Annotated in this window: 17 protein-coding genes; 13 read left to right on the top strand and 4 right to left on the bottom strand. The window is 65.5% G+C overall.

Annotated features, from left to right (window positions below; translation table 11 throughout):
* The first annotated feature begins 101 nt into the window (after window positions 1-101).
* From ACZ5MJ_RS26365 to ACZ5MJ_RS26425, 13 genes are all read left to right on the top strand, one after another.
* On the top strand, window positions 102-1,595 hold the full coding sequence (locus ACZ5MJ_RS26365) for a class I adenylate-forming enzyme family protein (protein ID WP_464223859.1): 1,494 nt from the start codon (window positions 102-104) through the stop codon (window positions 1,593-1,595).
* Window positions 1,596-1,597: 2 nt separating this feature from the next.
* On the top strand, window positions 1,598-2,377 hold the full coding sequence (locus tag ACZ5MJ_RS26370; RefSeq protein ID WP_464223860.1) for a citryl-CoA lyase: 780 nt from the start codon (window positions 1,598-1,600) through the stop codon (window positions 2,375-2,377).
* 85 nt (window positions 2,378-2,462) lie between these two features.
* Complete coding sequence (locus ACZ5MJ_RS26375; RefSeq protein WP_464223861.1) at window positions 2,463-3,422, top strand: VOC family protein; 960 nt, start codon at window positions 2,463-2,465, stop codon at window positions 3,420-3,422.
* Window positions 3,423-3,451: 29 nt separating this feature from the next.
* Window positions 3,452-4,111: an alpha/beta hydrolase gene (locus tag ACZ5MJ_RS26380; RefSeq protein ID WP_464223862.1), complete on the top strand. Its 660-nt coding sequence runs from the start codon at window positions 3,452-3,454 to the stop codon at window positions 4,109-4,111.
* Between the two features lie 22 nt (window positions 4,112-4,133).
* Window positions 4,134-5,192 carry a maleylacetate reductase gene (locus tag ACZ5MJ_RS26385; RefSeq protein WP_464223863.1) on the top strand — a complete coding sequence of 353 codons (1,059 nt, stop codon included), beginning with the start codon at window positions 4,134-4,136 and terminating at the stop codon, window positions 5,190-5,192.
* 104 nt (window positions 5,193-5,296) lie between these two features.
* Entirely contained in the window at window positions 5,297-5,641 is a 345-nt protein-coding gene (locus ACZ5MJ_RS26390) for a YciI family protein (protein ID WP_464223864.1), read from the top strand.
* Between the two features lie 360 nt (window positions 5,642-6,001).
* On the top strand, window positions 6,002-6,967 hold the full coding sequence (locus ACZ5MJ_RS26395) for a WD40/YVTN/BNR-like repeat-containing protein (RefSeq protein WP_464223865.1): 966 nt from the start codon (window positions 6,002-6,004) through the stop codon (window positions 6,965-6,967).
* A 29-nt stretch (window positions 6,968-6,996) separates the two neighbouring features.
* On the top strand, window positions 6,997-9,390 hold the full coding sequence (locus tag ACZ5MJ_RS26400) for an efflux RND transporter permease subunit (RefSeq protein ID WP_464223866.1): 2,394 nt from the start codon (window positions 6,997-6,999) through the stop codon (window positions 9,388-9,390).
* A gap of 52 nt (window positions 9,391-9,442) precedes the next feature.
* Window positions 9,443-11,026 (top strand): DUF1302 family protein, encoded by a 1,584-nt coding sequence (locus tag ACZ5MJ_RS26405; RefSeq protein ID WP_464223867.1) that lies wholly within the window; start codon window positions 9,443-9,445, stop codon window positions 11,024-11,026.
* Between the two features lie 14 nt (window positions 11,027-11,040).
* Entirely contained in the window at window positions 11,041-12,297 is a 1,257-nt protein-coding gene (locus ACZ5MJ_RS26410) for a DUF1329 domain-containing protein (RefSeq protein ID WP_464223868.1), read from the top strand.
* A gap of 62 nt (window positions 12,298-12,359) precedes the next feature.
* Window positions 12,360-12,815 (top strand): nuclear transport factor 2 family protein, encoded by a 456-nt coding sequence (locus tag ACZ5MJ_RS26415; protein WP_464223869.1) that lies wholly within the window; start codon window positions 12,360-12,362, stop codon window positions 12,813-12,815.
* Window positions 12,816-13,022: 207 nt separating this feature from the next.
* Window positions 13,023-13,979 (top strand): prolyl aminopeptidase, encoded by a 957-nt coding sequence (pip, locus tag ACZ5MJ_RS26420; protein ID WP_464223870.1) that lies wholly within the window; start codon window positions 13,023-13,025, stop codon window positions 13,977-13,979.
* A 29-nt stretch (window positions 13,980-14,008) separates the two neighbouring features.
* A complete protein-coding gene (locus ACZ5MJ_RS26425; RefSeq protein WP_464223871.1) occupies window positions 14,009-14,662 on the top strand; it encodes a glutathione S-transferase family protein in 654 nt (217 codons plus the stop codon).
* 85 nt (window positions 14,663-14,747) lie between these two features.
* On the opposite strand, the gene fabG is transcribed toward ACZ5MJ_RS26425, so the two are convergent.
* The 4 genes from fabG to ACZ5MJ_RS26445 form a co-directional block, all read right to left on the bottom strand.
* Window positions 14,748-15,479: a 3-oxoacyl-ACP reductase FabG gene (gene fabG / locus ACZ5MJ_RS26430; protein ID WP_464223872.1), complete on the bottom strand. Its 732-nt coding sequence runs from the start codon at window positions 15,477-15,479 to the stop codon at window positions 14,748-14,750.
* 70 nt (window positions 15,480-15,549) lie between these two features.
* The gene (locus tag ACZ5MJ_RS26435; protein WP_464223873.1) at window positions 15,550-16,779 is read right to left on the bottom strand and encodes an NAD(P)/FAD-dependent oxidoreductase; all 1,230 of its coding nucleotides are present in this window, start codon (window positions 16,777-16,779) and stop codon (window positions 15,550-15,552) included.
* Window positions 16,776-18,179, bottom strand: a complete 1,404-nt coding sequence (iscB, locus tag ACZ5MJ_RS26440; protein WP_464223874.1) for an RNA-guided endonuclease IscB — start codon at window positions 18,177-18,179, stop codon at window positions 16,776-16,778. The genes ACZ5MJ_RS26435 and iscB overlap by 4 nt, the downstream gene beginning before the upstream one ends.
* 493 nt (window positions 18,180-18,672) lie before the next feature.
* On the bottom strand, window positions 18,673-19,989 hold the full coding sequence (locus ACZ5MJ_RS26445) for an MFS transporter (RefSeq protein ID WP_464226616.1): 1,317 nt from the start codon (window positions 19,987-19,989) through the stop codon (window positions 18,673-18,675).
* Window positions 19,990-20,093 lie beyond the last annotated feature (104 nt).

Genomic DNA, 20,093 nt, shown 5'->3' on the forward strand with positions numbered 1-20,093 from the left:
ATTCGAATGTTCGAACAAAGTCCTATAGTTCGTTCCATCGATGCGATCGCGGGCCGATTCAGCGCGCATTTCATCCCCTCGTTATCCGGAGACTCGCAAGCATGTACCCCATCGACTTCCTGTGGCGCGCCGTTCACCGCCATCCGAACCGGGTAGCCATCGTCAGCCCCGCTGGCGAGCTTTCCTTCCGCGAACTGGCGGACATGGTGATGCAGCGGGCCGCCGCGCTGACGGCCATCGACCCGGCGCCCCGCAGCCGGGTGTGCGTGGGGGCAGCGAACACCGTCGATCACCTGGTTGCCATTCTCGCCATCCTGGCTGCCGGCAAGGTGTGGATACCGCTCAACCCGCGCAATGGCGACCCCGAACTGCACCGCATTGTCGATTTCGTCGAACCGTCGCTCGTGCTGGCCGATGACGAAATGGCGGCACGGCTGGCGGGCACTTCGGCTGCGCTGCGTTCGCTGACGGATCTGGTGCGCCACACCGGCGATCGTTCCGCCGTCATGATGGGGCCGCATTCCCGAGGCGGCGTCGCCGTGGCCGAGGCGCAGGCAATCAAGTTCACCGGCGGTTCGACTGGCTTCCCGAAGGGCGTGATCCAGCCAATGCGTGCCTGGAACGCCAACATCGCCACGCAGATCCACGAACTTGGCCTGACGCCTGACGATCGCTACCTGGTCGCCGCGCCGATCACGCACGGCACGTCGACCTACATGCTGCCGCTGCTGGGTGCCGGTGGTGCCCTGATCTTCCCCGAATACAGCAAGGCCCCGGCGCTGCTGGATGCCGCGGATGCCCACGGCGCAACGCTGTTCTTCGCGCCCCCGACGCTGATCCTGTCGCTGGTGGAAGCGCAGCGCCGCAATCCCCGTCCGTTGCATTCCTTGCGCTATCTCGTGTACGGCGGCGCGCCGATGCGTCCGGAGCAGATTCGCGAGGCCCAGGCGGCCTTTGGCCCCGTTCTCTGTACCTCGTTCGGCCAGACCGAGGCACCCCAGATCATCACCTTCCTGCCTCCCGGAGAAATGACCGGCGAATACCTGGCCTCCGTCGGCAAGCCGTCGCTGCTGACCCGGGTGGCCATCGTTGGCAAGGACGGCACCCCGCTGAAGGCCGGCGAGGAAGGCGAGATCGCGGTGCGTGGCGATCTGGTGATGAGCGGCTACCTGAAGGCTGACGAAGAGACACACAAGACGCTGGTCGATGGCTGGCTGCGCACTGGTGATGCCGGGGTCTTCGATGAGCGCGGCTACCTGTTCCTGCGCGACCGCATCCGCGATGTGATCATCACCGGCGGCTTCAATGTCTACCCGAGCGATGTCGAGCTGGTGCTGTCGGCGCACCCCGCCGTTGCGGACTGTTCGGTGGTTGGCGTTCCCGACGCGAAGTGGGGCGAGGCCGTCCACGCCGCCGTGCAACTGCGCCCGGGCATGAGCGTCGACGCCAGCGAGTTGATTGCGCTGGTCAAGCGCGAGCTCGGCTCGGTCAAGACACCGAAGCATGTGCACCTGTTTGACGCGCTGCCACGCAGCGCCGTGGGCAAGGTGCTGAAGCCGGCCGTTCGCGAACGCATCATGGGTAACCGGAGCTGACAATGAGCCAATCGAAAGAGGCCGGTGTGCCCCGCACCAAGCTCTGCCACTACACCACGCAGGCTGTCTACTACGGCGACGATGACCTGGTGCGCGACCTGATCGGCCAGGCCAGCTTTGTAGACGTCTTCATGAAGCAGACCTTCGGCCACATGCCGACGGCGGCCCAGCGGCGGATCGTCGAAGCCGTGCTGGTGACGCTGATGGAGCACGGCATGACGCCCAGCGCGATCGCCACGCGCATGATCTACGCGAGCTCGCCGGAGAATCTCCAGGCCGGTGTCGCCGCCGGCCTGCTTGCGGTCGCCAGCCGCTTCATCGGCACGATGGAGCCCGCCGCCGGGCTGCTCGATCGCATCGTGGCGGCAGGCGCAGACGGGGCCAACGAAGCACGGCGTATCGCCACGGATTACCGCGCCAGACGTGAAGCGGTGCCGGGCTTTGGCCATCACCTGCACCGGCCGGACGATCCGCGCGCGATTGCCTTGCTGGAGCTGGCGCGCGAAGTCGGCACCTACGGATCACGCTGTGAGGCGCTGGCGCAACTGGCCGCCGAGGTGGATGCGGCCGCCGGACGCCACATCACCATCAATGCGACGGGCGCGATCGCCGCCGTCCTCGGCGACATCGGCATTCCTGCCACGCTCATGCGCGGCTTCGCCGTGCTCAGCCGCGCCGCCGGGCTGATTGCGCATATTGCCGAAGAACAACGCGAGCCATCGGGCCGGTTCATCTGGGATCTGGTCGATGACGCGATGACGCCGGAGCACCCGGCGGACTGACCAGACTGACTATCCCCGAGCGCCGCGAGTGGACTCTCTCAGTCCTTCGGCGCCACCCATCAGCAAACCGCAGGAGGAGACAACCATGACGCAGGCAGACCAGGCCATACAGCGCCACCACCATATCACCCTGAGCGTGGGCACTGCCCAGGACGATTACGACTTTCACACCAAGGTGCTCTCGCTCAAGAGCGTCAAGAAGACGCTGATCTATGACGGCGGCACGCCGTTCTACCACCTGTACTACGGCAACGACCTCGGTGAGGAGAGCACCCTGATCACCTGCTTCCCGGTCGCGCATTTCGGGCGCAAAGGACAACGCGGCACTGGCCAGATCGGCAGCCTGGCGCTGTCGGTGCCGGTGTCGGCCATTCCCTTCTGGGAGAAGCGCCTGGCCGACCACGGCTTCGCGGTGCGCCGCTCGGAGCGGTTCGGAGAGCAGGTCCTGGCCTTTGCGCATCCTTGCGGCGTCGAGTACGAGCTGATCGGTATTGCCGACGACGCACGCAAGCCTTACTCCAACGGCGAAGTGCCGGCCGAGTTCGCCATCCGCGGCCTGCATACCATCGCGGTCAACGTGCGCGAGCTGGAGACTTCCCAGGAGTTCATGCAGACCGGCTGGTCGGGCAGGGAGGTGGCGCGGGACGGCAAGTACATGCGTTACGCGTTCGGCGAAGGCGGTTCCGGCAAGTTTGTCGATTATGCGCTCGAACCTGGCTTGCCCCAGGCGAGCTGGACCTATGGCGAGGGTACGGTGCACCACTGCGCGTTCCAGGTGGCGGACCGTGTAGTCCAGGACCTGGTCAAGAAACGGCTCGAGGGGATGGGCCTGACCGATACCTCCGAGCGCAAGGACCGCGGGTATTTCGAATCGATCTACGTGCGCACGCCCAGCGGGGCGATGTTCGAGGCCACAGTGTCCAAGCCTGAGGGCTTCCTGATCGATGAGCCGTACGAGCAACTCGGTTCGGAGCTGAAGATCGCCCCGCAGTTCGAAAGCCAGCGCGCCAGCATCCTGCAATCGCTGGAAAACCTGAAGTACTGAAATCCGGCGTATGGCACGCCGGGAAGACTATGCCTGACACCAACCCCCATCTGCAAACGCCGCTGAGCGTATTCGACGCTCCCGCCGGCAACGCGAAGCTCGCCGCGATTCTTGTGCATGGCCGCGGCCAGTCGCCCGCACTGATGCATGACTTGCTGGTCAGCCGCATCGGGCGGTCGGATATCGCATGGTTTGCGCCCGTGGCGGCGGACAACTCCTGGTACCCGGAGCGCTTTATCGCGCCGCTCGAAGCCAATGAACCGCGGCTCTCGCAGGCGCTGGAACGCATTGAGGCCCTGTCGCAGGCGCTGCGGGCGATGGGCTTCCCGTTTGAATCGCAGGTGCTGGTCGGGTTCTCGCAGGGCGCCTGCCTGTGCAGCGAGTTCCTCTGGCGCCAGCAGCGCAAATACGCGGCACTGATCGCGTTCACGGGTGGACTGATCGGCCCGCCAGGCATGCCCCGCGACAGCTCGCATCGCCGGCTGGAGGGGGTGCCGGTGCTGCTTTCCACCTGGGACGATGACCCCCACGTGCCCGCCGACAGCGTGCGCGAGTCGGCTGCATGGTTCAGGGCCGTCGGCGCCGAGGTAACCACCAAGGTGGAGCCCGCCATCGAGCACGGTATTCGCGATGCCGAAATCGCCTATGCCAACACCATCCTGGCCCGTTGCACGCCAGGGACCTGTTGATCGTCCGCCAGGAGCAGTGAGCATGCAGTCATTTGTACATGAAACCCGCGCCGCCCGCGTCGTCTTCGGCAGCGGGGCGCGCCAGTCCCTCCCACGGGAAATGGACCAACTCGGCCTGAGGCGGGTGCTGGTGCTGACCACGCCCGAGCAGGTTGCCCTGGGCCAGCAGATCGCTGACATCCTGGGGGACCGATGCGTGGGCGTCTACGGCAATGCCGTGATGCATGTGCCTGCCGACGTTGCACGCGCCGCCGTCGATGTCGCCAGGCGCGTGGGCGGCGATGGCTGTGTGGCCGTCGGCGGTGGCTCGACCATCGGCCTGGCCAAGGCGATCGCGCTCGAATCCGACCTGCCGATCATCGCCTTGCCGACGACCTATGCCGGCTCCGAGATGACGCCGCTCTACGGGATCACCGACGCGGGAATCAAGAAGACCGGCCGCGACTGGCGCGTGGCGCCGCGCAGTGTGATCTACGATCCTGAGCTGACGCTGACCCTGCCACAGGGCCTCAGCATGACGAGCGGAATGAATGCCATCGCCCATGCGGCCGAAGGCCTGTATGCCAGCGATGGCAATCCTGTCTACAGCCTGATGGCGGAAGAGGGCATTCGCGCGCTGGCGAGCGCGTTGCCGCGCCTGAGGCTCAATGCCGCGGACGTCGCTGCCCGCAGCGATGCGCTGTACGGCGCCTGGCTGTGCGGCACCGTGCTGGGCAACCTGCAGATGGGCGTTCACCACAAGCTGTGCCATACGCTGGGCGGCAGCTTCAACCTGCCGCATGCGGAGGTGCATACCGTCGTGCTGCCTTACGCGCTCGCCTATAACGCCGCGGCGGCGCCGCAAGCGATGGCACGCATTGCCCGTGCGCTAGGGACGGCGCTTGCTCCCGCCGGGTTGCGCGAGCTCGGCGTCCAGCTCGGCGTGCCGCGTACCCTGTGCGAGATCGGCATGCCGGCGCATGGTCTCGATCGCGCCGCCGACCTGGTGGTCGCGACACCCTATCCCAATCCGCGTCCGATCGAACGAGGGCCGATCCGCGAACTCTTGCAGCGCGCGTATGAAGGGGCCGACCCGGCCTGATAAGCGGCCGCGGGCACGGCGACGGGCTTGCGGCGACATTGACAGCAGTCTCATCCCTTGTGCGCAGGGTCCGATGCCTGAGCGCCGCAGTCGAGGAATTTGCCATGCCATACATCATCCGCGGCTACTTTCGGCAGGAAGTGGAACAGAAGCGCCTCAGGCTTCGCCCTGCGCACATCCGCCACGTCATCTCCCGCTTGCCGGACATTGTCTGCGCCGGTGCCTTGTGCTGGGAGGACGGGCGTGCGCAAGGCCTGTTTCTCGCGGTCAGCTGCGCTGACAGGGGACAGGCGGAATCGCTGATCGAGGCAGACCCGTATTACCGGGAGGGATTGCTCGAACGGGTGGAGATCGAGCGCTTCATCCAGTTTGCTCCCCATGAGAATCCGCGCATCCTGCATGAGGAGCTGGAGCGGGCGCTGCAAAGCGCCAGTGCCTGCGCGAACTGAAGATGCCTGGCGCAGCATTCAGCCGATCGCTGCGCACCACACCGAATCACAAGACCAGGACGGTATGAGACGGCGGAGCGCCTGGGCGCATCCGCCGCCAGCCAGAGGCAAGGAGACACCATGCCAATCGACTTCACTTACCCGGTGCGGACCCTGCTGAGGTCCGGCGCCGCCTAGCTTCCGCCCAGGCGCGGCGCAAGCCATTCAGTTCGCGCTTGAGCGACCGGGCGCCTGCTCATCGGATTCCGCAATGAAGTGCAGTGAAACCCTGCGGGGTGGCGTGCGCCCCGCCGCAGGCCCGCGCGTCCTGCATGGGCACGCCTGCAGCCTTGCATGACTTTTCAGAAGAAGACGCGAATCATGGAACGTATCAAACGCATCATCCTGTCGGGCTTGCCCCTGGCCATCATCGGCGGGCTCCTCTATGCCGGCCTGTTCGTCAAGCCCCGGCCGGTAGGCAAGCCGGTCGAGCAGCCGCTTGTCGAGCGCGGCGACGCCTTCTACGGCATCGCCGTCCTGCCCGATGGCCAGATGTGGGCGGTGGGCACCAACGGCAAGATCCTGCACAGCGACGATGCCGGGCAGAAATGGCGCAGGCAGGGCACGGCCAGCCACGAGACCTTGCAGGATGTCGCCGCCTGGGATGCGCGCCGGGCCGTTGCGGTCGGCAATGAAGGCGTGGTCCTGACCACGGACGACGCCGGGCACACATGGACGCCGGCACAAGCCCCCAAGTCGGCGATCAGCAACAAGCTGATGCGGGTGCAAGTGAGCCAGGACGGCGGCGCCTGGGCGGTCGGCAGTGGTGGCGTGTTGCTGCGTTCCCGTGACTACGGCAAGACCTGGCAATCCGCGGCGCAGGGCGAGGACACCGCGTGGAATGGCATTGCCTTTGACGGGCAACTTGGATGCCTGGTGGGCGAGTTCGGCCAGATCCGCGTTTCCGGCGACGGCGGCGAGCGCTGGACCAGCGTCGCCAGCCCGGTCAAGCAAAGCCTGATGTCGGTCAGGTTCCGGGGCGCCAGCGACGCCGTGGCCGTCGGCCTGGGCGGCACGGTGCTGGTCAGCCATGACGGCGGCACCAGCTGGAAGCAGGCCGCCAGGGCGACACAGGAGGATCTCTTCGATGTTGCCTGGGATGGCAGGCAATGGATCGCGGTGGGCGACAAGGGGATCGTCCTGGTGGCCGGCGACGATGCCGGCAACTGGCGGCAGACCCGCTTCGCCCCGCAGGACCGTGGCTGGTACACCAGGGTGCAGCCACGCGGCGGCAAGTACTACGTCGCCGGATCGCGCCTTGCCGTGGAAGAGATGGCCGCCTTGTAACGCCGGTCAACAGGAATCTGGAGGAGAACATGAATACGATGGAACAGGGCAGGCTCGAGCGCTTCGTCGAGGCTTGCATACGCCGGCGGGCTTACGTGACCGGCATCTTCCTTCTGGTGACGGCAGCGATGCTGGTAGCCGCCCTGAGGGTGGAAGTCAGAACCGTCTTTGAGGACCTGCTGCCGCGCAGCCACCCCTATATCCAGGTCCATGAGCAGTACAAGCAGGCGTTCGGCGGCTCGAACGTGGTCAGCATCGTGCTCGAGTCCGAGCAAGGGGACATCTTCAACACCGCCTTCCTCACCAAGATCAAGACGGTCACGTCCGCGTTGCAGCAGGTCGACGGCGCGAATCAGTTCCAGATCGTTTCGCTGGCATCGCGCAAGCTCAAGGAGATCCGCGGTTCGACCGATGCCATCGATTCAAGCCCGCTGATGTGGCCCGATGTCCCGCACGACCAGGCGGGGCTGGATACCCTGAAGCAGGCGGTCCTGAACAATCCGCTGGCCTATGGCGCCTATGTCTCGAAAGACCTCAAGGCTGCCCTGGTCACGGTGGATTTCTATGAGAGCGCCGCCGACTACAACAAGATTTTCCCGCAGGTGATGGCCATCGCCGATGCGGCGCGCGGCGACGGCGTGCGGGTGCGCGTGACCGGCGAGCCCATCCTCTATGGCTGGGTCAACCACTTCCTGCCGGAGACCCTGCACATCTTCCTGTTCACGATCGGCTGCCTGGTCTTGCTGCTGTTCATCATTGCCCGTACCTGGCGCGGCACGCTGCTGCCCCTGCTGGCGGGACTGAGCAGCGCCATCTGGGCGCTGGGCGTGGCACGCCTGCTGGGCTTCAACCTCGATCCGCTGGTGATCGTGATCGCCTTCCTGATCACGGCCAGGGCCATCTCGCATTCCGTGCAGCTGGTGTCGCGCTTCGATGAAGAAATTGCCGCAGGCGCGCAGACCACCCACGCGGCGGCCAGGGCAAGCATGCTGCAACTGTTCAAGCCGGGCATGCTGGGCGTGATCGCCGACGCCGGCTGCATGGTGGTCGTGGTGCTGACGCCGATTCCGCTGATGCACAAGGTCTCCATCATCGGCACGGTGTGGGTGATGACGATCGCGCTGAGCGCCTGCGTGATGACGCCGGTCCTGCTTTCCTGGGTGCGCTACCCGCGCGGACATGCCCATCGCCTGGACCTCGGTCCCCTGCTCGATCGCATCCTGCGTGTCTGCGTGCGCAGCGCCACCACGCGCTGGCGCTATGGCGTGCTTGCCGGCGCGGTTGCCGTGTTTGGTGTCTCCGCCTGGTATGCCACCCGCATTCAGGTAGGGGACGCGCAGCCCGGCTCGCCCATTCTCTGGCAAGACTCTGCATACAACCGCGATGCGGCGGCGATCAACCGGCAGTTCCAGGGCGCCGACCGGCTGTACGCGGTGTTCTCTGGCCACAAGCCCAATGCGGTGAAGGAACCCACTGTGCTCGCGAGCATGGTTGGACTGCAGCGCTACATGGCAGCCCAGCCGGAGATCGGCGGCAGCCTCTCGATCGCCGACGTCATCCCGATGGTCCGGCGCGTCCTGAACGAGAACAATCCGCGCTACCAGGAACTGGGCAGCACGGCTCAGGAGAACGGCGAGCTGATGTACATGTTCGTCTCGGGCTCCGATCCGGGCGACATGGCCCGCTTCACCGATGTCCAGGCGCAAGACGCCTCGGTGACATTCAACTTCCGCGACCACCAGGGCGAAAGCATCCGCACCGCCATGGCACGGCTCAAGGCCTACGTCGATGCCCATCCGCTCGCCGAAGGCACATACCGCCTGGCGGGCGGCCTGGTTGGCGTGCTGGCGGCGGTCAACGAGGTCATTCTTGCCGGGCAGATCGAGAGCATCGCGCTCGCCCTGCTGGTGCTGGTGATCTGCTGTGCGGTGGCCTACCGCTCGGTGACGGCCGGCTTCTTCTTCATGGTGCCGGTGATCCTCTCCAACACCATCACCTTCAGCTACATGGCGTGGAAAGGCATCGGCATGAACCTGAGCACGCTGCCGGTGGCGGCGCTGGGCATCGGCCTCGGGGTGGACTACGCCTTCTACATCGTTGACGGCATCAAGGAAAAGCTCGGCGAGGGCAAGGACCTGCCCGCGGCCACGGTTGCGTCGTTGTACGGCGCCGGTCGCGGCGTGGTGGTGACCGCGCTCACGCTGACTGCCAGCGTGGTGCTCTGGTGCGCGTCGTCGCTGCGATTCCAGGCCGACATGGGCGTGCTGATGGCGATCTGGCTGTTCGTATCGGCACTGAGCGCCCTGTTCATCATGCCGGCCATGGTGCTGGTGTTCCGGCCCGCATTCATCGTGAAGACGGCGGCGGAGAGCAAGGCGCCGCAACACCCCGGCGTAGCCATGGGCACGGTACCGGAAGCCTAGATCCCGTTCTGCGGGGAAGAGAACAAGAAATAAGACATCAATGGAGGAGACAGTGAAAGTGAACGCTTGGCATGAACTTGGCATGAAGGCCGGAGCGGCAGGGCTGGCGCTGGCATTCCTGGCGCCCTCGCCAGGTGCCGTCGCGGCGGAGCCGGACGAGCCGGCCGCGCTCAGCGCAGACCGGCCGGCGGAGCGCGAGGGCGGCTCGGAGGATTACAGCTTCCATCTGGGCGGATACGCCCGCACCTGGGCGTCTTTCAATCTGCAGAATCCGCCGGAGACCAGCCGGAACGACCGATTTTCGCCGTCCATGCTGCGTGGTTCGCTGCTGCTGGATGCCGATGCAAAGACCGGGCCGGTCTCGTGGAAAGTCGTCGGGCGGGCCGACGGGGAATACAAGACGCGGTACCTGAAAGACCTGGAGCAGCTGAACCGGACAAATTCCGCCGGGGGCCCGGGCAGCCACCTGATGGACCAGTATGACCAGGCCGACCTGCGCGAGTACTACATGGATTTCTCGCCCGTGGAGCGCGTGAATTTCCGTATCGGCAAGCAGCAGGTGGTCTGGGGGGAGACCGACTTCTTCCGCGCGCTCGACCTGGTCAACGGCTTCGATTACCGCTGGCGCACCTTCCTGGAGCGCGAGGGCGATGAACTGCGCAAGCCGCTGTTCCTGCTCAAGGCCAAGGTGAATGTCCCGGAGGCGGATGGCAGCCTGCAACTGCTGTTCCGCCCCGGCATCGACCGGAACCGCGACGTGGGCAACAGCTACGATCTATATGGCGGCCGCTGGGCCGGCCAGCCATACAAGGGCGTGGACTTCCTCGCTCCCGGCGCGCTGAACTACAACTATCGCCAGCCGGGCGCCAATGTCAGCGACAAGACCGGTGGCGTTCGCTGGGAAGGCATTGCCGGGCCGGTCAACTACTCGCTGGCCTACCTGAAGACGTTCAGCAACGACCCCGTGGTGAACTCGGCCTTCGCGCCGTCGGGCCAGGCGCCAACCGGCGCGCTCGGTGACTTCATCTTTCCGAAGATCGACCTGTTTGGCGCCACCGTCAGCGGCTACGTCCCGGCCATCGATTCGGTGCTCAGCACGGAACTGGTCTACACGCGCAATGCGCCCTACAACGTAGGCACCAACTTCTTTGGCGGTGCCCTGCCGGGGTTTGGCGGCATCATCAAGAAAGACCTGGTCACCGCCATGTTCCGGATCGACAAGAACCTGAACCTGACCAGGCTGCTGGGTACCAGCCGGCCGTCGTTCTTCTCTGTGCAGGTGTTCGACAAGTGGATCCAGAACTACAAGCGCTCGGATGACATCGTCAACCTGGTGGGGTACGGCAGGGCGGCGAGCCAGCATTCGACCATCGCCACCGTCATCCTTGGCCTGAACTACAAGAACGACAAGATCAATCCCCAGCTGGCGGCCGGCGCATCGATGCAGGGCGGCGGCGCCTTCCTGATCCCAAGCGTGGAGTTCGTTTATGGGGACCACTGGAGACTGGTCCTGGAGGCCGATCTCTTTTTCTCGAAGTACAAGCGGCAGCCGGGCCAGGTCGAAAGCTCGACCGGCCTGTTCGGATCGTTTGCCGGCAATGACCAGTTCCTTGTTCGTCTGACACGACAGTTTTAAGCAGGAGACACACCATGAATCGCATCCAGAAGACTCTCGCGCTGTGCATGCTCGCGGCGTTCAGCGCCGGCCCGGCGGCAACGCTGGCCGCCGAGCTACCCGTCGGCACCGTGATCGACAAGGCCAACATCGACAAGGTCAAGAACGACACGTTCGATGGCCACACCATTGCGAGCCTGCTGACCGAGAAGCTCGAGTGGCAGATCCGGAATACCGGCCTGAAGATTCCGCTCGGCCATGCCAGGCCCGTGCAGCTCGATCCCAAGTACCTCGAGGCCACGAAGAAGAACGCCGGCAAGGCGCAGTTCGATGAGAAAACCCGCGAAGTGACCGGGTGGGTGGCCGGCATCCCCTTCCCTGAAGTCAGCCAGAATGACCCCTTCGCGGGCGACAAGCTGATCTGGAACTTCTATTACGCCTCCCCGGAAGGCGACGTCATCAACAACAAGGCGACTTTCCTGATGATCAGCGGCGACAAGGGCCTGGAGTCGACGCAGGACTGGCTGTTCCAGCGGTACTACATGAAGGGCCGGATCAGCGGCGACAAGCCGGTGCTGGGCGATGGCGGCATTCTCAGCAAGACCCTGTTCGTGGCGACGGCGCCGGAAGACATCAAGGGGGTCGGCACCTTTACCATCCGCTACGATAGCCCGAAGGTGGAGGACAGCTGGGCCTATATCAAATCGGCGCGCCGCACCCGTCGCCTGTCGGGTGGCGCATGGATGGACCCGGTAGGCGGCCTCGACGTGCTCAACGATGATATCTATGTGTGGAATGCGCGGCCTTCGTGGTACCCCAAGGTCAAGCTGGTAGGCCGCCGCTGGATCCTGGCCATCTCGGATGCGAAGCTTGGCTACAACCCGTCGAAGAAGGGGACGCCGGAGGAATGGAAGACGGTGGACCTCAGCAATCCCCCGTACTGGAATCCGATACAGACCTGGCAGCCTCGCGAGGTCTGGGTGATCGAGGGTACGCCGCCGAACGAGCACCCCTATGGCAAGAAGGTGGTCTATATGGACGTGAACTATCCCCGCGTGTACATGGGCGAGGCCTATGACAAGAAGGGCGAGTTCTGGAAATTCATCAACTTCCACATGACGCCGTCGACGGGCGAGGATGGCACGAAGTACTCCTCGTCGATCCAGGGCGACATCATCGACTTCAAGGCGCGCCACGCCTCCGTCTATCTCTTCCGCGGCTACAAGCTCAACGAAGCGAAGATCAAGGAAAGCGACATGACCTACAGCGCGCTGGAATCCATCGCCAAGTAACGCGTGGGGGCGCCGGCCGCCGGCCGGCGTGCCCTCTCCAAAAGAACAGGAGATGCAGAAACATGGAAACCAGACCGATGACCGACGAGCAGCGCAAGGCAATCGCGCTGGAGTACTTCCGGCGCATGGACCGCGGCGAAAGCGTCGCGGAGCTGTTCGACGAGCATGCGGCGTTCTATTTCCCGAAGTGGGGGATGGCGCGGGGGCGGGCGCAGATCGAATCGCTGTTCCGGGACCTGATGGGTATCCTGGAGTCGGTGAGCCACGATATCGCGCATGCCAACATTATCCAGCAGGGCGACCTGGTCGTGGTGGAGGGTACCTCGAGCGGAACCACCAAGTCGGGCCGTAGCTGGCGGGCCGGCGTGACCCACGCCGGCCTGTGGTGCGATGTCTTTGAAATCCGGGACTTCCGTATCCAGCGTTGCTACGTGTATCTGGATCCGGACTACGGTGACAACGACACGGAGCGCTATCCGTGGCTGCAGTGCCAGGCCGGTGCCGGCCCGCGCAACTGATGCATGGCGGCATGGCCGCGCAGGCCATGCCGCGCCTGAAGGCCAGCGCGCCGAATCCAGGACTTCAATGATGCTGACGTGTTCCAGGGGCAGGGTGTAATCGGCCATGGACACATCGTGTGCACGAATACGTCCAGCCGGCTCTCCGCGGCACAGCGATCGCCACCCGGGTAGACTATGGCTCCCGACCTCCGGAGACCCGCATCCATGCCAGCCCTGCGCACCCTCTATCCTGAAATCGAGCCCTATGAAACCGGCACGCTGGATGTCGGCGATGGGCATGTCGTCTACTACGAGCGCGTGGGCACGCCCGGCGCCAAGCCGGCGGTGTTCCTGCACGGCGGGCCGGGCGGGGGGATTTCTGCCGACCATCGGCGGCTGTTCGATCCGGCGCGCTATGACGTGCTGCTGTTCGACCAGCGCGGCTGCGGGCGTTCGACGCCGCATGCGGGGCTGGAGGCCAACACCACGTGGCACCTGGTCGATGATATCGAGCGCCTGCGCATTCTGGCCGGCGTGGAGCGCTGGCTGGTGTTCGGGGGTTCATGGGGCTCGACGCTGGCGCTGGCCTACGCGCAGAAGCACCCGCGGCGCGTCAGCGAGCTGGTGCTGCGCGGTATCTACACGGTGTCGCAGGCGGAGCTGGACTGGTACTACCAATACGGCGTGTCCGAGATGTTCCCCGACAAGTGGGCGCGCTTCCAGGCGCCGGTGCCCGAGGCCGAGCGCGGCAACATGATGGCCGCGTACCGCAAGCTGCTGACCGGTGACGACCAGGACAAGCAGGTGGAAGCGGCGCGCGCATGGAGCGTCTGGGAAGGCGAGACCATCACGCTGCTGCCCGATGCCGGCAACAGCGCCAGGCACGACGACGGGCACTTCGCGCTGGCGTTCGCGCGCCTGGAGAACCATTACTTCACGCACCGCTGCTGGCTGGAAGACGGGCAGCTGCTGCGCGACGCGCACAAGCTGGCCGATATCCCAGGGGTGATCGTGCATGGCCGCTATGACATGCCGTGCCCGGTGCGCTATGCCTATGCGCTGCACCAGGCGTGGCCCGCGGCCGATTTCCACCTGATCGAAGGCGCCGGCCATGCGTGGACCGAGCCGGGCATCATGGACCAGCTGATTGCCGCGACCGATCGCTTTGCGGCGCGGCAGTAGCCGCGCGCCGACCACCACCGGAGACCACGATGGAGCTATACGCCCACCCGTTTTCGTCATACTGCCAGAAGGTCCTCGTTGCCTTGTACGAGAACGCCATCCCCTTTGAGTTCCGCATGCTGTCGCCCGAACACGCGCAGAACATGGACGAACTTGCCAGGCGGTGGCCGCTCAGGCGCATGCCGGTGCTGGTCGACGACGGCCGCCCGGTGTTCGAGTCCAGCATCATCGTCGAATACCTGGATCAGCATCACCGCGGGCCCGTGCGCTGGCTGCCCGAGTCGCCCGAGGCCGCGCTGCAGGTGCGCCTGCTCGACCGCTTCTTCGACCTGTACGTGATGACGCCGATGCAGCGTATCGTGGCCGACTACCTGCGCCCGGCGGAGCACCGCGATGCCTTTGGCGTGGCCGAGGCGCGCAAGCTGCTCGATTCGGCCTATGCCTGGCTGGAGTCAACGCTGGCGGGCCGGGAATGGGCCGCGGGCGGCGCCTTTACGCTGGCCGACTGCGCCGCTGCGCCGTCGCTGTTCTATGCGGACTGGGTGCAGCCGATCCCGGATGCGTGCGGCAAGGTGCGCGCCTATCGCAACCGGCTGCTGGCGCGGCCGTCGTTTGCGCGCGCGGTGGACGAGGCACGGCCCTATCGCCCGCTGTTCCCGCCGGGTGCGCCGGACCGGGACTGACCGGCACGACTGTGGCGCATGCAAGGTAGCGTGCGAGATTGCGCGGCTGCCGGGGCTTGCGCCGGTTCGCTGGCGACGACGCGACTTACCCGAACATCCCCCCGTTGACCGAGATCACCTGGCGGGTGATGTAGCCGGCGTCGGGCGACAACAGGAAGGCCACGGTGGCGGCCACTTCGTCGGGCGTGCCCATCCGGCGCGCCGGGATCATGCGCAGCGCCTCGTCGCGAACATGCGGCTCGACCATGTCGGTGTCGATCAGGCCGGGCGCCACGCAGTTGACGGTGATGGCGCGCTTGGCCAGCTCGATCGCCAGCGCCTTGGTGGCGCCGATGATGCCGGCCTTGGCCGCGCTGTAGTTGGTCTGGCCGCGGTTGCCCACCAGGCCCGAGACCGACGACAGCGTGACGATGCGCCCGGGCTGGCGCCGCTGCACCATCGGCATCACCACCGGGTTGAGCACGTTGTAGAAGGCGTCGAGGTTGGTGTGCACGACCTCGTCCCATTCGGCGCCGCTCATGGCCGGGAAGGCGGCATCGCGCGCCAGGCCGGCGTTGCATACCACGCCGTAGTAGCAGCCATGCGCGCCGATGTCGGCCAGCAATGCGGCACTCGCCTCCTCGCGCCGGGCCACGTCGAAGCACAGCACGCGGGATTCGCGGCCGCAGGCGCGCACCGCGTCGGCGACGGCGTCGGCCTCGTCGCGGCGCGAGCGGCAATGCACCACCACGTCGTAGCCGTCGCGGGCCAGCCGCAGGGCAATGGCGCGCCCGATGCCGCGGGAGGATCCCGTGACCAGCACGGTCGGATTGGTCATACCTGGTGTCCTTGCAGAAAAGCCCGCGCCAGCGCGGGCGCGGATACGGAATGCGCGCGCAGGGGACAGGTCATATGCGGCAGAACTCTTCCAGCACCGCCAGCCGGCGGCGCGGCTCGGCCACGAAGGGGTTGTTGCGGTCCCATGCGTAGCCGGCCAGGATCGACGAGATCATGCCGCGGATCTCCGGCGTGGCGTTGGGATGGAAGATCAGCCTCTGGAAGCGGCCTTCGTACCAGGCTTCGACAAAGACACGGAAACAGTCCACGCCGGCCTTGAGCGGCCGCGCGAAGTCCTGCTCCCAGTCCACGGTCGCGCCGGCCAGCTGGCGTACCAGGCATTGCGCCGCCAGGCTCGCGGACTTGAAGGCGATGGTCACCCCGGACGAGAACACCGGATCGAGGAACTCGCCGGCATTGCCCAGCAGCGCATAGCCGTTGCCCCACAGCGACCTGACATTGGCCGAGTAGCCCGCGATCTGGCGCGCGGGGGTATCCCACCGGGCATTGGCGAGCAGCCTGGCCAGGCCCGGCTCTTCGGCGACCAGTGCCTGCAGCCGTTCGGTCTCGGTGCCGGTGTAGCGGTCCAGGAACGCCTTCTCGGCCACCACGCCCTGCGAGCAGCGGCCGTCGGAGAACGGAATGGTCCAGTACCAGACGTCCGGGTGCTGCGGATGCACGCTGATCAGGATCTTGTTGCGGTCGAAGGCGCCGGTCGCGACGCGGTCTTCCACGTGGGTGAAGAGCGCGCTGCGCACCGGGAAGCCCGATGGCGATTCCAGCTGCAGCAGGCGCGGCAGGATGCGGCCAAAGCCGGAGGCATCGAGCAGGAACTTCGCGCGCACGGTGTACCGGCTGCCGTCAGGCGCGCGCACGCTTACCTGCGGCTGCGCGCCGCTGACGTCGACGTCCTCGACCAGGTGCGAGAAGCGCACCTCGGCACCCTGGCGCGCGGCCTCGCGGATCAGCACATCGTCAAAGCGCGCGCGCTGCACCTGGTAGGTCGTGCCCCAGCCAGGCGAGAACTTCTCGCGGAAGTCGAATGCGGTCTGCTGGTCGCCGCGCGAGAAGGCGGCGCCGTTCTTGTACTGAAAGCCGGCTTCCACCACCGCGCGCAGCATGCCTGCCTCTTCGATATAGGCCATGCTCTGCGGCAGCAGGCTCTCGCCGATGGAAAAGCGCGGGAAGGTCTCTTTCTCGATCACAAGCACCGGAATCCCATGCTTGCGCAGCAAGCCGGCGGCGACCGAGCCTGCGGGCCCAGCGCCAATGATGACGACATCCGTGGTTTCCGTTTTCATCCGTTTGCGCGAGAAACCTCGGCCTTCAGGCCGGGGAGGGATAGCGCGCGACGCGAAGCGTCGCCCCTGAACTCGCTCTCCTTTGTTGTGGGCGCTACGGTTGAATAAGCAAATCCATCGCCGCGCTGGATCACTCTGCAGTGCTTGTAGGAAATGCCCTGCACGGCACCTGTAGCGGTTTGGATGTTAAAAGAACCGGTTGCACGGATGGCGACCCGGCCAACATGGGTGCCAGCGTTCTTCCCGGAAGGCACCACGGCCTTGACCATGTCGCCGGTCTGAAAGCCGAATGCGCACTTGTTGCGCATGAGATAGCCCCGCGGGAAGCCGTGAGCGGTAAGTCGGGTCCGTTGATAGCTCCCGCGGCCCGCGCACTTGATGCGCAGCACGGGGCGTTGCCAGTCCGAGACAGCGTGCACGTTGCCGACGCAGGCAGCGTCCAGGGCGTGCGACTTTGGCATCTCGAGCCGAAGCCGGTTGTACTTTGTCTGTGCGCCTGACCCGGTCTCGACGGACAGCCTGAAGGCTCTGAGGGCGTCCAACAGTGCGAGGCGGGTGGCATTCACGGCGGCGGCATCGCGCAGCGGCGCCTTGGCACGGGCCAGGATGTGTTTGGCACGTGCCGGGTCCCGGCGCAGGAATGCCTCCAACGCAAGCTTGCCCTTTTTCTGGTTGCAAGGCCGGCAAGCGAGCGTCAGATTGGAAACGCGATCGGAGCCCCCGTTCGCCTTAGCGACGATGTGCTCGGCTTCCAAAGGGCGATCCGTCGCATCGCAGTAGGAGCAGCTGCGCCCGAACTTCGCCAGCAGGTACTCCTTCACCTCGTAGCCTTGGAGGGTGCCCTGTTGGTACTCGACGCCGGATATCTCAGGATTCTCCATTGCCTGCATGTCGAAGCGCACCAGTTCCATGCTCAGGGCGGTGATGGGCGCGAGCTTGATGAAGCGACGCACCCACGCGACGGTGGTGTCAACGCGGTGGCGCAGGCTGGGTGCCAGCCAGCCTGTCGGCTTGCGCCGGTTGTTGAACCGGGCTGCGCGATAACGGGTCTTGCGCCCGCGCCGGGCGCGCCGCATTGACCGGCGCGACGTCAGTGCTTCGCTGATCTGCCGACCGCGGTGGATGATCTCAGCCAGCGAAAGCACAAAAGCATCAGGTTCGCCTGCCGCATCCGAGGTGGCTTCGCGGACGATGGCCACGCCGGTCTCCTTGCTGCCAGGATCCAGCTTGAGGCGTAGCGGCTGCAGAGCGCTTTGCGCCTGACGTCGATCCGTCAGGCGGATTGCGAACGGCATCAGGCGATGGACACGAGCGCGGCCCCGCTCAAGCAGCAAGCGGGCCCGCTTCTCACTGCACGGCATCAGCGGCTTGCCGTGCTTGTCCAACACAAAGACTGCCATGGCAATCTCCCCAATATGGTTGCCCTTACGGGCCTGGTTACGCCTCCCCTGCGGGAGGTCTCCCTTCGGCAATGTTACGAACCGGCGATCTGCCCCGATCCGTTTCGTGCTTACCCGGTCGCTTGTCTGCAACCGGGGCTTCGAGAGGTTGGGACTAAGGAAGCATCCCAACGTCGGTCTTGCACCTGTTCGCAACGTAGCGGGTTGGTTACCGCTTTGCCTGGTCAACCCGAGCTTGTCAGTTGCCTTTCAAGCTCCGGCCTTGAGGCCGGGGTAGTTGACAAGCCTCGAGGGTTCCGATTTGTAGCAATTGCAGGGGGCGGGGACGGAACACCCGCATGGCCGGCCGCGCCGGGCAGCGGCGGCGGTGCAAGCCAGGGGGAGAGTGCCGGCAGTAGTCAGAAGTTCCCAAGGCCGCAATCATAGCGCGGCCACGCCCACCGATTCCCGGGCGAACGGATCGCGCCGCTTCCGAAAGCCGGCAGGCGGGTAATCAGTCTTGCGTGCCCAGTGCGCGGTTGATCCGCAAGGCAAGCAAGGTGCAGGCAACCCCCGAAAGCAGATAGCCGCTGACCGCAATCAGCCCGAACTCCACGGACAGGCCAAGCGCAACCAGCGGCGCAAACGCGGCGCCGAACAGCCAGGCCATATCGGTGGTCAGTGCCGCCCCGGTGTAGCGATACCGCCGTTCGAAGTTCGCCGTGACGGCCCCCGCCGCCTGCCCGTACGACAAGCCGAGCAGGCCGAAGCCGATCAGGATGAAGAGGTCCTGTCCCGCCGGGCCGCCGCCCATCAGCACAGGCGCGAACAGGCTGAAGATGCCGATCAGGATCGCCATCAGGCCAAGCATCGTGCGCCGTCCGATGCGGTCCGCGATCCAGCCGGAGGCAATGGTGCCGACAATGCCGATCACCGCGCCCACGATCTGGATGGCCAGCACATCCGTGATCGGCTGCGTGCCATGCAGCGCCACCCACGACAACGGAAACACGGTCACGAGGTGGAACAATGCATAGCTGGCCAGCGCGGCAAATGCGCCGAGCAGCAGGTTGTACCCCTGCTTCTTCACGATTTCCGTGGTGCTGATGGGCTCAAGCTCGTCCTCGTCCAGCAGTTGCGTGTATTCGTTCGTCACCACCAGGCGCAGGCGCGCAAACAGCGCCACGACGTTGATCGCAAAGGCGACGTAGAAGGGATAGCGCCAGCCCCACTCCAGAAACTCATGGACGTCCAGGCTGGCGATCAGGAACAGAAACAGCGAGCCGGCCACGATAAAGCCGGTGGGCGCGCCGAGCTGTCCCATCATCGCGTACCAGCCGCGGCGCTGCGGTGGCGCATTGAGGGCCAGCAGCGACGGCAGCCCATCCCATGAGCCACCGAAGGCGATGCCCTGCAGCGTCCGGAATACCGCCAGCAGGATGATCGAGGTTTGCCCGAGCGTGGCATAGCCGGGCAGGAAGGCAATGCCCACGGTCGCGGTGCCGAGCAGGAACAGCGACGCGGTCAGCTTGATACTGCGGCCCCACCGGCGCTGGATCCGCATGAACAGCGCGGTGCCGAATGGCCGTCCGATAAACGCCAGCGCAAAAATCGCAAACGCATAGAGTATGCCTTCCAGCCGCCCCGTAAATGGAAAGTAGACGGTCGGGAAGACCAGCACCGAAGCGATGCCGTAGACGAAGAAATCGAAGTACTCCGAAGCGCGGCCGATCACCACGCCGGTGGCGATTTCCGCCGGGGCGACGTGTGCGGCGCCGGGCGCCGGAGGTGCCGAAGGAGACGCCCGGTGCTGGTGGGTCAGGCTGGACATCGGCATACCTCCCTTCCTTTGTGAGGATGGCACTGCAAATTGCACCATGAAGAATGGCACCTGAGCGCCTAAACTGCCATAGTTGCTCAGAACAGTCTAAGTCA

The organism is Cupriavidus sp. LA-1 (genome assembly GCF_055385985.1).